At 42.9% G+C, this 13,726-nt stretch carries 8 protein-coding genes, 1 tRNA gene and 1 pseudogene; all 10 read right to left on the bottom strand.

Going from position 1 to position 13,726, the window contains the following annotated elements:
* Nucleotides 1–71: 71 nt before the first annotated feature.
* Entirely contained in the window at nt 72–4,289 is a 4,218-nt protein-coding gene (rpoC, locus tag ACI2IW_RS12625) for a DNA-directed RNA polymerase subunit beta' (RefSeq protein ID WP_404693855.1), read from the bottom strand.
* 151 nt (nt 4,290–4,440) lie between these two features.
* Nucleotides 4,441–8,559 carry a DNA-directed RNA polymerase subunit beta gene (gene rpoB, locus ACI2IW_RS12630; protein WP_201572590.1) on the bottom strand — a complete coding sequence of 1,373 codons (4,119 nt, stop codon included), beginning with the start codon at nt 8,557–8,559 and terminating at the stop codon, nt 4,441–4,443.
* Between the two features lie 769 nt (nt 8,560–9,328).
* The gene (gene rplL / locus ACI2IW_RS12635; RefSeq protein WP_057761722.1) at nt 9,329–9,700 is read right to left on the bottom strand and encodes a 50S ribosomal protein L7/L12; all 372 of its coding nucleotides are present in this window, start codon (nt 9,698–9,700) and stop codon (nt 9,329–9,331) included.
* Between the two features lie 120 nt (nt 9,701–9,820).
* A complete protein-coding gene (gene rplJ, locus ACI2IW_RS12640) occupies nt 9,821–10,348 on the bottom strand; it encodes a 50S ribosomal protein L10 (RefSeq protein ID WP_057761724.1) in 528 nt (175 codons plus the stop codon).
* 457 nt (nt 10,349–10,805) lie between these two features.
* Nucleotides 10,806–11,507, bottom strand: coding sequence for a 50S ribosomal protein L1 (gene rplA, locus ACI2IW_RS12645; RefSeq protein ID WP_057761725.1), 702 nt, complete (start codon nt 11,505–11,507; stop codon nt 10,806–10,808).
* Nucleotides 11,507–11,938, bottom strand: a complete 432-nt coding sequence (gene rplK / locus ACI2IW_RS12650) for a 50S ribosomal protein L11 (protein WP_057761727.1) — start codon at nt 11,936–11,938, stop codon at nt 11,507–11,509. The genes rplA and rplK overlap by 1 nt, the downstream gene beginning before the upstream one ends.
* Before the next feature lie 90 nt (nt 11,939–12,028).
* A complete protein-coding gene (gene nusG, locus ACI2IW_RS12655) occupies nt 12,029–12,559 on the bottom strand; it encodes a transcription termination/antitermination protein NusG (RefSeq protein WP_057761729.1) in 531 nt (176 codons plus the stop codon).
* Between the two features lie 71 nt (nt 12,560–12,630).
* A complete protein-coding gene (secE, locus tag ACI2IW_RS12660; protein WP_404693856.1) occupies nt 12,631–13,116 on the bottom strand; it encodes a preprotein translocase subunit SecE in 486 nt (161 codons plus the stop codon).
* 51 nt (nt 13,117–13,167) lie between these two features.
* Nucleotides 13,168–13,243: transfer RNA gene (locus ACI2IW_RS12665), tRNA-Trp, on the bottom strand.
* A gap of 330 nt (nt 13,244–13,573) precedes the next feature.
* Nucleotides 13,574–13,726 (bottom strand): annotated as a pseudogene (gene tuf / locus ACI2IW_RS12670) (elongation factor Tu); the annotation flags it as partial.

The following is a 13,726-nucleotide window of genomic DNA, read 5'->3' on the forward strand; positions in this document are numbered from 1 at the left end:
CGCACAAAAAAGCCAGCAACTTAGGCTGGCTTTTTTATCAAATTAAGAATGAATCAGGAGACTTAATGCGATTAATTATCTTGATTTAGCTCTTGAGCAAATGCTTCATCAAAGCTTGCAAAGTCTTTGCTATCAGTGCTTGCAGTCATATCAAACGCTGCATTCAAATCTTTATCTTGTAGCTTCTGATCTGCTTTTTCTTTACGTGCTTTATGATAAGCAAGACCAGTACCTGCAGGAATCAAGCGACCAACAACCACGTTTTCTTTCAGACCACGTAGCTCATCTACTTTACCAGTCACAGCAGCCGCAGTTAGTACACGGGTTGTTTCCTGGAATGACGCAGCTGAGATAAAGCTTTCAGTTGCTAGACTTGCTTTGGTGATACCTAGTAATTGACGCTCAAACTGTACTGGGAATTTATCTTCCGCTTCTAGCTTCGCATTCAATGCTTTGATATCTGCATACTCGACCTGATCACCTTTGAAGTGACTTGAATCGCCGCCGTCAGTGATTTCAACTTTACGCAACATCTGACGAATGATAACTTCGATGTGCTTGTCGTTGATTTTTACACCCTGCAAGCGATAAACGTCCTGTACTTCGTTGACGATATAATCAGCAAGCGCAGTCTGACCTTTCAAACGTAAGATATCATGTGGGTTCTGTGGACCATCAGCGATCACTTCACCACGTGCTACCGTCTCGTTTTCAAAGACGTTGATTTGACGCCATTTCGGGATTAGCTCTTCATGTACTTCGCCATCTTCATTAGTAATAATGAAGCGGTTCTTACCTTTAGTCTCTTTACCAAAGCTAACGACACCAGTCATTTCTGCCATGATGGCGTGATCTTTTGGACGACGTGCTTCGAACAAGTCAGCAACACGTGGTAGACCACCGGTAATATCTTTCGTACCAGAAGACGCTTGTGGTACACGGCCTAGAATCGAACCTGCTGCTACTTTTTCACCATCGCTCACGCGGATGATAGTTTCAGCTGGTAAGAAGTAAACCACTTCTTTGCCTTCGTCAGTGTTCAAGATAATCGCAGGACGTAAGTCTTTTGCTGAGCTTGAACGGTCACGAGTAGCTAGAATCTCAAATGAGCTCATACCAGTCGCATCATCAACTTTTACTGTTGCAGTCATACCATCAGTGATGTCACTGAAGCGTGCTGTACCAGCAAATTCTGTAATGATTGGATGCGTATGCGGATCCCACTTAGCGATAGTTTGACCGCCTTCAACCTGCTCTTCGTCTTTCACAAGTACGCTTGAACCATACGGTACTTTATAGCGCTCACGCTCACGGCCAAGCTCATCGGTCAATGCGATTTCAGCTGAACGCGATACGATGACTAAGTGACCATCGGTATGCTGTACTGTTTTCATGTTTTCAAAGTGCGCTTGACCAGCATTACGTACAGAGATGCTGTTATCTACAGAGGCTGAGCTCGCTGCCCCGCCCACGTGGAACGTACGCATGGTTAACTGAGTACCTGGCTCACCAATAGACTGAGCTGCCATAACACCGACTGATTCGCCGATATTCACTTTATGACCACGTGCAAGGTCACGACCATAACACTGTGAACATACGCCATGTTCGATATCACAAGTAATTACTGAACGTACCCAGATATCATCAATTGCATTGCTGTCAAGGACGTTAACCCAATACTCATCGATCAATGTACCAGCTGGAACCAATACTTTATCAGCATCGTCATTATAAGTAACGTCACGAGCAGTCACACGACCTAGTACTAGCTCACCTAGCTTCTCAATGATTTCACCACCTTGGATATGTGGTTTCATGAGTAGGCCTTCTTCAGTACCACAATCATCGCTAGTGATAACCAAATCTTGTGCCACATCAACCAGACGACGAGTTAGGTAACCCGAGTTAGCTGTTTTCAGTGCTGTATCCGCTAGACCTTTACGTGCACCGTGAGTTGAGATGAAGTACTGTAGTACGGTCAAACCTTCACGGAAGTTAGCTTTGATCGGCGTCTCAATGATTGAGCCATCTGGTTTCGCCATCAAACCACGCATACCTGCCAACTGACGAATCTGTGCCGCACTACCACGAGCACCAGAATCTGACATGATAAAGATAGAGTTGAATGACTTCTGCTCGTCTTCTTCACCTTGTGCGTTAATAACTTTATCTGTTGCCAAATTGTCCATCATCGCCTTAGCGACTTTGTCATTGGTACGTGACCAGATATCAACTACTTTATTATAGCGCTCACCAGCAGTTACAAAGCCTTGCTCGAACTGATCTTCGATTTCGCGAACTTCGCCTTCTGCCACTTCAATGATTTGCTTCTTAAGTGGTGGAATAACCATGTCATCGATACCGATAGACACGCCAGATAGCGTTGCTTGAGCAAAACCAAGATACATCAATTGGTCAGCAAACATAACACTTTCTTTTACGCCAACTTTACGGTAGCAAGAGTTAATCAAACGAGAGATGTTTTTCTTCGTCATCTCTTGGTTACACTCATCAAACGTCATACCTTTAGGCATGATGTTCCAGATAAGTAGACGACCAGCAACCGTATCTTTGATACTGATTTCTTTGGTCTCGTTACCGTCTTCGTCAATTTGCGTCTCAGTAACACGCACTTTGATTTTAGCGTTTACATGTAGATCGTTTGAACCAATTGCACGCAATGCTTCATTAACGGTAGCAAAAATCATGCTCTCGCCTTTGGCATTGATCGACGAGCGACTGATGTAATATAGACCTAGTACAACATCCTGAGATGGTACGATGATCGGATCACCGTTCGCAGGTGACAAGATGTTGTTGGTAGACATCATCAAGGCACGTGATTCAAGCTGCGCTTCTAGCGTCAATGGCACGTGAACAGCCATTTGGTCACCATCGAAATCGGCGTTGAATGCAGTACAAACAAGCGGATGCAACTGGATAGCTTTACCTTCGATCAATACTGGTTCAAATGCCTGTAGGCCCAAACGGTGAAGTGTTGGCGCACGGTTAAGAAGTACTGGATGCTCACGGATAACCATGGCCAGCATATCCCACACTTGTGGCTCTTCACGCTCTACCATCTTTTTGGCAGCTTTAATCGTCGTTGCTAAACCATGAGATAATAGTTTGTTATAAGTAAATGGCTTGAACAATTCTAGTGCCATTTTCTTAGGTAGACCACACTGATGTAGACGTAGTGTTGGACCTACAACGATAACCGAACGACCAGAGTAATCGACACGCTTACCAAGTAAGTTCTGACGGAAACGACCTTGCTTACCTTTGATCATATCTGCCAAAGATTTCAATGGACGCTTGTTACTACCAGTGATGGCACGACCGCGACGACCGTTATCAAGCAACGCATCTACTGACTCTTGCAACATACGCTTTTCGTTACGTACGATGATATCAGGTGCGCTCAGCTCAAGCAGACGCTTAAGACGGTTGTTACGGTTGATTACGCGGCGATATAGATCGTTTAGATCTGATGTCGCAAAACGGCCGCCTTCTAGCGGTACTAGAGGACGCAAATCTGGTGGTAGTACTGGCAAGATGTTCATTACCATCCACTCAGGCTTGTTATTAGAATCACGGAATGCTTCTAATAATTTGAGACGCTTAGACATTTTCTTAAGCTTAGTCTCAGAACCAGTTTGTGGAATCGCTTCACGTAGCTCATCAATTTCAAGATCGATATCGATGTCTTTTAATAGGTCTTGAACGGCTTCAGCACCCATTTTGGCTGTGAATTCATCACCGAACTCTTCAAGTGCTTTGTAATAATCTTCATCATCAAGCAACTGGTACTTTTCTAAGCTAGTTAGACCAGGCTCAGTAACGATGTAGCTTTCGAAATATAGAACGCGCTCGATATCACGTAGCGTCATGTCTAGCAATAGACCGATACGGCTTGGTAATGATTTTAAGAACCAAATATGCGCCACAGGACTGGCTAGGTCGATATGACCCATGCGATCACGACGAACTTTAGCAGTGGTAACTTCAACACCACATTTTTCACAGATAACGCCTTGGAACTTACGGCGCTTATATTTACCACATAAACATTCGAAGTCTTTTACTGGGCCAAAGATTTTGGCACAAAAAAGACCATCACGCTCAGGCTTAAACGTGCGATAGTTGATGGTTTCAGGCTTTTTTACTTCGCCGTGCGACCATGACTTAATGACGTCAGGTGAGGCTAAAGTAATTTGAATGCTATCAAACTCTTGGTTACCGTTGCCGGTAGGGCTTTGCATGATATCGAGTAAATCTTTCAAGTTGCTTCTCCGTTATCTTTATAATCATCTGACAGCGTACCATTGACGCAGATAAGATGAATGAAGGCAATGAATAGGGTTGAGACAAATCACTAAAAGCAGCAGCAATAAAGCAGACTGCCTTTAGTGGACAACTAAGTTAAACAACGGGCTAGTTGCTTTGTTTTAACTCAATATTAATACCCAGTGATTTGATTTCTTTGGTCAGTACGTTAAACGACTCAGGCATGCCTGGATCCATATACTGCTCACCATCAACGATGTTTTTGTACATACGAGTACGGCCTTCAACGTCATCCGACTTCACCGTTAGCATTTCTTGCAACGTGTAAGTCGCGCCGTATGCTTCTAGTGCCCATACTTCCATCTCACCGAAGCGCTGACCACCAAACTGAGCTTTACCACCCAATGGCTGCTGCGTCACTAGAGAATAAGAACCTGTTGAACGCGCATGCATTTTGTCATCAACCAAATGGTTAAGCTTGAGCATGTACATGTATCCGACAGTTACTTTACGGTCAAACTTCTGACCTGTACGACCATCATATAACGTCTGCTGACCATCGCGATCCATACCAGCAAGCTCTAACAGGTCTTTAACTTGGCTTTCTCTTGCGCCGTCAAATACTGCTGTGCCCATCGGTACACCGCCACGTAAGTTGTCTGCTAGCGCCATGATGTCATCATCACTCAAGCTATCAAGATCAACTTGCTCACCGCCTACTTGGTTATAGATTTTGTCCAAGAAGTCACGTAGCTCTTTGATCGCTGCTTGAGATTTGAGCATACCGTCAATCTTCTCGCCCAATCCTTTCGCTGCCATACCCAAATGCGTCTCTAGAACCTGACCGATGTTCATACGAGATGGTACACCAAGTGGGTTCAATACGATATCAACGGTATTACCATTTTCATCATAAGGCATGTCTTCAACTGGCATGATGCGCGATACAACACCTTTGTTACCATGACGACCAGCCATCTTATCACCAGGCTGAATACGACGCTTAACCGCTAGATATACTTTAACGATTTTTTGTACGCCATGTTGTAAGTCATCACCAGCAGTCAATTTGCGTTTTTTCTCAGCAAACTTCACATCGATGTCTTTTTGCTTATCAACTAAGTAATCAGCGATTTGCGTTAGACGCTCAGAGATTTCTTCTTCAACTGGTTGGATATCAAGCAACGTCTCAAGGCTCATATCTTTCATATCAGCCAATGCCATAACTGTACCAGCTTTTAGACCAGCACCGCCGCTGACTTTTTGGCCATCTAATAGATTACCAATACGACCACGTGCTGCTTCTTCAAAGATACGTAGCTCTTCTTTCAAATCTTTGCGATAGCTATCAAGCTGCGATTTTTCAATCGCTCTTGCGCGTGCGTCTTTTTCAACGCCATCACGGGTGAAGACCTGTACATCAATAACCGTACCTTTACTTGAAGTTGGTACGCGTAGTGAAGTGTCTTTCACATCAGCCGCTTTTTCTCCAAAGATAGCCCGTAGTAGTTTCTCTTCTGGCGTTAGTTGCGTTTCACCTTTTGGCGTCACTTTACCAACTAGGATATCACCAGCGTCAACTTCAGCACCGATATAGACGATACCTGCTTCATCAAGACTTGATAGTGCTGCTTCACCAACGTTTGGAATATCAGCAGTGATCTCTTCTGTACCTAGCTTGGTATCACGAGCCACACAAGTCAATTCTTGAATATGAATAGTAGTGAAACGATCTTCTTTAACTACTTTTTCAGATAGCAAGATTGAATCTTCGAAGTTGTAACCATTCCACGGCATAAATGCGATGCGGATATTCTGACCTAGTGCTAGCTCACCAAGATCCGTTGAAGGACCATCAGCCAAGATATCACCCAAAGCAATCTCGTCACCTTGGTTAACAATGATACGTTGGTTGATACAAGTGTTTTGGTTAGAGCGCGTGTATTTGATCAAGTTATAGATATCGATACCCGCTTCACCAGCAGTCATCTCATCTTCGTTGACACGAACAACGATACGTGATGCATCAACATCTTCAATCACACCGCCACGCTTAGCGATAACACAAACACCAGAGTCACGAGCAACGTGACGCTCCATACCAGTACCTACTAACGGCTTATCAGCACGTAGCGTAGGAACAGCCTGACGCTGCATGTTCGAGCCCATCAAGGCACGGTTAGCATCATCATGCTCTAGGAACGGAATCAGACCTGCTGCAACCGATACTACCTGACTTGGTGATACATCCATATGCGTCACTTTTTCTGGCGGCATACGAACAAATTCACCATAGCTACGTACACTGACCATTTCGTCAGATAACGCGCCATCTTCAGTCATCGGAGAATCAGCCTGTGCAATAACAGTACCTACTTCTTCGATTGCTGATAGATACTCAATAACGTCAGTAACTTTACCATCAACCACACGGCGGTATGGCGTTTCTAAGAAGCCAAAGCTGTTGGTTTTAGCAAATGTCGCTAGTGAGTTGATCAGACCAATGTTTGGACCTTCAGGAGTCTCAATAGGACATACACGGCCATAATGCGTATCATGTACGTCACGTACTTCAAAGCCTGCACGTTCACGAGTTAGACCACCAGGTCCTAACGCTGATACGCGGCGCTTATGGGTAACTTCAGACAACGGGTTGTTCTGATCCATAAACTGTGACAACTGACTTGAACCAAAGAATTCTTTAACCGCAGCCGCTACTGGCTTAGAGTTAATCAAATCTTGTGGTGACAAGTTGTCTGACTCTGCTGAGCTTAGACGCTCTTTTACGGCACGCTCAACACGTACTAGACCAACACGGAATTGGTTTTCTGCCATCTCGCCCACTGAACGAATACGACGGTTACCAAGATGGTCAATATCATCGACATCGCCACGACCATTACGAATCTCGATAAGTTCTTTTAGAACATTAACGATATCATCGTTGGTCAATACACTGCGTTCGCGCTGGATATCAGGATCATCAGTATTGTCAAATTCAAGACCAAGACGACGGTTGAATTTCATACGACCGACGTTTGATAAGTCATAACGATCTGCGTTAAAGAACATGCTCTCAAACAGTTTCTCAGCAGTTTCGACCGTTGGTGGCTCACCTGGACGCATTACTTTGTAGATTTCGATCAACGCTTCTTCACGGCTTGAGGTACTATCAGCACGTAGCGTATCGGCAATATAACTACCTTGGTCGATATCGTTCGTGAATAGAATGCTGAACTCTTTGATAGCACCACTGGCTTCAAATGAGTTCAATTTAACCAATAACTCGTGGTCGATTGGCGTGTTTGCTTTAGCGATGATTTCATCATTAACGACGATGTCTTCTGCTAAGATACGCTCGTATAGATACTCATCAGGCACAGCAATTTTCGTCATACCTGCTTCTTCAAGCTGACGGATACGGCGTGCGTTAATGCGTTTGCCCTGCTCTACAATTACGTCACCTTCAGGTGATACGATATCGAACTGAGCCATCTCGCCACGTAGACGATCAGCAACTAGATCAATTTCAAACGTCTCTTCAGCTTTATAAACAGCGACTTTATCAAAGAATAAATCTAGGATTTCAGAAGTTGTTAGACCAAGTGCGCGTAGAATGATTGATGCAAGTAGCTTACGGCGACGATCAATACGAGCAAATACTAAATCTTTTGCATCAAATTCAAAGTCTAACCATGAACCACGGTAAGGGATAATACGTGCGTTATAAAGCACTTTACCACTTGAATGCGACTTACCTTTATCATGGTCAAAGAACACACCAGGTGAACGATGTAGCTGAGATACGATAACACGCTCAGTACCATTGATAATGAAAGTACCGTTAGCAGTCATCAAAGGCATCTCGCCCATATAGACGCTTTGCTCACGGATATCTTTGATAGCAGCTTTGCTATCTTTGTCTTTGCTGTCTTTGTCTTTGATGATCAAACGGATTTTGACACGCATAGGCGCAGCAAACGTTGAACCACGTAAGATACACTCACGCTCATCAAATTCAGGCGTGCCTAAATAGTACTCAACAAATTGTAGCTCTGCGTTACCAGAGTGACTCTCAATTGGGAAAATAGAGGAATACGCAGCTTGCAAACCAGTATTCTCACGAGCTTTCGGCTTTTTGTGCTCTTGCAAAAATTGCTCGTAAGAATCTACCTGAATAGACAGTAAATAGGGAATGTCCATTACAGTGGGCAATTCAGCAAAACTTTTGCGAATACGCTTTTTTTCAGTATAAGAATATGCCATCGAGAGTCCTTACAGTAAACGTGGAAACAAATTAAAAGCGTGGCCAGTATGCATAAATACGATGCAAACGTGGCGACGTAAACGATAATATAAAACGGGTCTTCGTGTTCAGTTCATGTCTTTTCTGTCAATTACTACTTTACTCTTCAGTGCTTACCTAGCACACTTCACTTAATCTCGTCGTTGCTTGCTAGATTCATGGTAAGTGAATCAGTCTATATGACTGTTGCAACCAAAAAATTCAATATTATATAATCTATAACGTATTGCCTATCAGGCCTAATTTACAAATACATTGCTGGGAAATAATGTCTATTAAGATTGCATCCATACCACTTGCCATCTAGACTACTTATTTATTACCGAACTACGTTCCCTACACATACAAACTGTCTATGAGACTAAATATCGACAGTCATGCTACACCAAGTAGGCAACTTATGATCAACAGCTTTTTTAAGAATACCGCTTTTTTCAGGATTAATAATCGGGGTAACTATAACTTTTAGAATCAGTATAAACTATAGTGTTGATAGGAAAGCATGCAGACACAAAAAAATGCCAAACATCTACAGACGTTTAGCTCATATTAACTGATTTCAAAAACTGGCATGTGTGCTTGCATGTATATCGTCTGTCCTTTTGATGGGTATCCACCGTGATGTTGCATACGTATGTTGGCAGACACAAAAGGTCAAGCTACGAATTATAGTAAAAAAAAGCTGGCAATGCAAGGCATTACCAGCTTTTTTTTCGTACAATGTTAAACTTATTTTAGTTCAACAGTTGCACCAGCTTCTTCAAGTTTCTTTTTCAACTCTTCAGCTTCAGCTTTAGATGCGCCTTCTTTGATTGGAGCTGGAGCGCTTTCAACCAAATCTTTCGCTTCTTTTAGACCAAGACCAGTAGCTTCACGTACGGCTTTAATTACGCCAACTTTCTTCTCGCCAAAGCTAGCAAGAACTACGTCAAACTCGTCTTTTTCTTCAGCAGCAGCAGCAGCAGGACCAGCAGCAGCAGGTGCAGCAGCAACAGCAGCTGTTACGCCGAATTTTTCTTCCATGTCGCTGATTAACTCAACGATATCCATTACTGACATTTCAGCGATTGCATTTAACACGTCATCTTTAGATAGTGCCATGAGAACTCTCCGTTATCTGATAAAAATTAATTGATTCTAATATCGCCTTGATTGCTTGCCTAATGTGACAATAAAGTGCAACCAAAATTAGCGATGTTAAAGTTACGTTAAAACAAGCAATTAAGCAGCTTCTTTTGCGTCTTTGATTGCCGCTACAGTGCGAACGAACTTGCCAGGAACAGCGTTCATAGTCTGGACAAGCTTGGTCACTGGTGCATTCATAGTAGCCATCAAGATAGAGATTGCTTCGTCGCGAGTTGGTAGCTTCGATACGCGCTCTAGCTCTTCTGGACCATAAACTTCACCACCGACTGATACTAATTTGGTCTCTAAAGCTTTGTTATCTTTGCTGAAGTCGAAAACGACTCGAGCAGCAGATCCCAAATCTTCCATAGAGAAAGCCAAAAGTAGTGGACCAGTCATACGGTCTGACATGCTCTCAAACTTAGTGCCTTCAAAAGCGCGTTTTGCTAGTGTATTTTTTACCACTTTTAAAACAACACCTTTATCACGAGCTTGTTCACGCAGCTTAGTAAGCTGTGCAACACCAATACCGTGATATTCGGCAGCTACTGCTGAGTAAGCATTAGCAGCAACTTCAGACACTTCAGCCACAACTTGTTGTTTTTGTTCTAGCGTTAATGCCATAAGTTGACTCCTTTAATCTTATCAATCGACTTATAATAAAAGTGCCAAAAACAAGGTTTTTATGCGCTCAAACTGTAAGCTAAGACTGACTTGATACGACACATTACCAGTGGATTCAATTAATAAAAAAAGCATCTACTGGTAACGACTGATTACGGCACCGTTATCAGAATGACGTTGAGTAATAGTTTGAAGGTTATAAATAACCTTATCGCCCTATTCGCTCGTGTCTTAAACTGTGTGGGCCACCGTCTGCGTAGGACAACTAAGATTTTCATCTGTCGTCGATTAACAAAAGTGACTTATTATCATAAGCAACTATCCGAAGATCGCTAACTATGACTCTAAACTACTCTCTACCTACGGTCTTAGACAGCGTAGCAAATACTACGCTGACCTAATTCTTTAAAAACTGTTTGTGTTTATCACTCAAAATATTTGAAGATAAAAACTTTAATTATTTAGCAGTACGATAAGGAACAGCGTCGATCGTTAGACCTGGACCCATCGTGCTAGACAAGGTGATTTTCTTAATGAAAGTACCTTTAGAAGTAGCAGGCTTAGCACGCTTTAGATCAGAAAGAATCGCTTGCGCGTTTTGCTCAATTTGATCAGCAGTGAAACCAACTTGGCCGATAGTTGCATGGATGATACCAGCTTTATCAACACGGTACTGAGCCTGACCAGCTTTCGCATTAGTCACAGCTTCAGCAACGTTTGGCGTTACCGTACCAACTTTAGGGTTAGGCATTAGACCACGTGGGCCTAGGATAGTACCTAACTGACCAACAACACGCATAGCATCTGGAGCTGCGATAACAACATCAAAGTCCATGTTACCGGCTTTGATTTGCTCTGCTAGGTCTTCAAAACCAACGATGTCTGCACCAGCTTCTTTAGCGGCTTCAGCAGCAGCGCCTTGAGCGAATACAGCAACGCGTTTGGTTTTACCAGTACCCGCAGGTAGGTTGGTTGCACCACGAACTACTTGATCAGATTTACGTGGGTCAACGCCCAAGTTTACTGCGATATCGATAGACTCTTTGAATTTAAGCGCTGGCAAATCGTTTAGGATTTGAACCGCTTCTTCAATAGTGTACTGTTTTTCGTTATCAATACGGCTTTGAATTTCTTTTTGACGTTTGGTTAGCTTAGACATTATACACCCTCCACGGTAATACCCATTGAACGTGCAGTACCAGCGATGGTACGGACAGCAGCGTCAAGATCAGCAGCAGTTAAGTCTGCATTCTTAGTCTTAACGATGTCTTCTAGTTGTGCACGGTCAACTTTACCAACTTTAGCAGTGTTCGGTGTACCTGAACCTTTAGCAATACCAGCAGCCTTACGTAGTAAGTATGCAGCTGGTGGTGACTTCATGATGAAGGTAAAAGATTTGTCGCTGTATACTGTGATCTCAGTTGGGATCGGTAGACCTGGCTCTTGGCCTGAGGTCGCAGCGTTAAATTCTTTACAGAACGCCATGATGTTCACGCCTTTTTGACCCAAAGCTGGACCAATAGGTGGTGAAGGATTTGCTTTGCCTGCAGGCACTTGCAGTTTGATGTAACCATCAATCTTCTTAGCCATGATACTCTCCTAAATGGGTAATAGCGCCAAATCAACGTGGTATATACCTAATTGACTAACAGCTCCCCGGTTGATGAATTTTTTGCTAATTTAGTCTAGTTTTTCAACTTTACTAAATTCAAGCTCAACCTGCGTAGGTCGATTAAATACGTTTACTGTTAGATGTAGTTTAGACTTCTCATAATCCACTTTTTCTACCAACCCTTTAAAGTCAGTAAATGGACCATCGATAACCAACAACTCTTCGCCCGGCTCGAATAGAGTCTTAGGACGTGGGTCAGTTTCAGTCTGGTTCAAACGGTTTAAAATGCGATCAGCTTCTACTTGCGTAATCGGTGCAGGCATCTCAGGCGTACCACCGATGAAGCCCATAATACGAGGACAGTCTTTTACGATGTGCCAAGTATTATCGTTCATTTCCATTTGGATCAATACATATCCAGGAAAGAACTTACGCTCACTCTTACGTTTTTTGCCGTCTTTCATTTCGACGACTTCTTCAGTAGGAACCAATACATCACCGAATGACTCAGCAAAGTCACTACGATTAATACGATCAGTTAATGAACGTTGTACTTGTTTTTCATATCCTGAAAACGCTTGGACAATATACCAACGCATATCACGCTCCTGATCATTATAAATAAGTCGTTATGAGTAAATGTCTCGCTAATAGTCACTAATACGTGCTATTAACCGATAAAGATACCAACGAACCAATTAAAAAAGTTATCCAATAACCAAATAAAGAAACCAGCAATCGCAATCACGACAATCACTTGCCATGTGTATTGAAAAGTTTCATCTTTACCTGGCCATGTCACTCGGCGAAGCTCAACGGCAGCGTCTTTTAACAATATTTTAAAAGCATGGCCTTGATGCGTTAGCGCCAAACAAACTAATGCAAATACAACAAGTGCGACAATAATACCAATACGTACCCAAACGTCGTTGGCAGGTTGCCAATAGCCTGGTAAGTATTGATTTACTAGAGTCGCACCGATTAATACAGCTGCGGCAAGTAGCCACAAAATCAAATCTTTTATTGAGCCAGTCTTAGCCACTTCAACAGCAGTAGTACCGCTAGCTGAAATATGCTTATTTTTAGACAGCATTCCACCAGCAACCGCCTTGGCATCAGATAACTTAGTCTCGAGGTTATCTTGATCATTGCTCATAAAGAACTCGCTTCGGAGATGGTGGGGTACAACAAAGATGTGATAAGAAGATGGCAGGCGATGTAGGACTCGAACCTACAACCCTCGGTTTTGGAGACCGATGCTCTACCAATTGAGCCAATCGCCTATGGGTGTAAAGGACAGCATTATACAATATTTAGCATAGAATGCAAGCCCTTGACGGTAAAATTATTAATTTTACCTGATTTTGCACTACTGCAATCTAAAATAACTGCTAGCGTTAAGTGCAGCGATAATATAACAAGCTATGTCGTAGATTACAATATGCTATCTAACAAATAATTATCTCTATCTCACATATCGTGAGTTATTGTTTCGCTAAAGCTATTATTCTATTTCTAGTAATGATTCACATTCTCCCACAAAAAAAAGGCCACCCTAAATAGGATGGCCTTTTTTATGACTAATTCATAAGCTCATAACTGAGACTTAATGATTAGTTCAATACGTTAGCAACAACACCAGCGCCTACAGTACGGCCGCCTTCACGAATAGCGAAGCGAAGACCTTTGTCCATAGCGATTGGGTGGATAAGCTCTACGCCCATCTCAACGTTATCACCAGGCATTACCATTTCAGTACCGTCTTG

The organism is Psychrobacter sp. NPDC078501, from assembly GCF_044900935.1.
Lineage (GTDB): Bacteria > Pseudomonadota > Gammaproteobacteria > Pseudomonadales > Moraxellaceae > Psychrobacter.

Coding starts and splice junctions, on each gene's coding strand:
- rplK (WP_057761727.1), bottom strand. CDS start 11,938: ATGGCTAAGAAGATTGATGGTTACATCAAACTGCAAGTGCCTGCAGGC.
- secE (WP_404693856.1), bottom strand. CDS start 13,116: ATGAGCAATGATCAAGATAACCTCGAGACTAAGTTATCTGATGCCAAG.
- rplJ (WP_057761724.1), bottom strand. CDS start 10,348: ATGGCATTAACGCTAGAACAAAAACAACAAGTTGTGGCTGAAGTGTCT.
- rpoB (WP_201572590.1), bottom strand. CDS start 8,559: ATGGCATATTCTTATACTGAAAAAAAGCGTATTCGCAAAAGTTTTGCT.
- nusG (WP_057761729.1), bottom strand. CDS start 12,559: ATGCGTTGGTATATTGTCCAAGCGTTTTCAGGATATGAAAAACAAGTA.
- rplA (WP_057761725.1), bottom strand. CDS start 11,507: ATGTCTAAGCTAACCAAACGTCAAAAAGAAATTCAAAGCCGTATTGAT.
- rplL (WP_057761722.1), bottom strand. CDS start 9,700: ATGGCACTATCTAAAGATGACGTGTTAAATGCAATCGCTGAAATGTCA.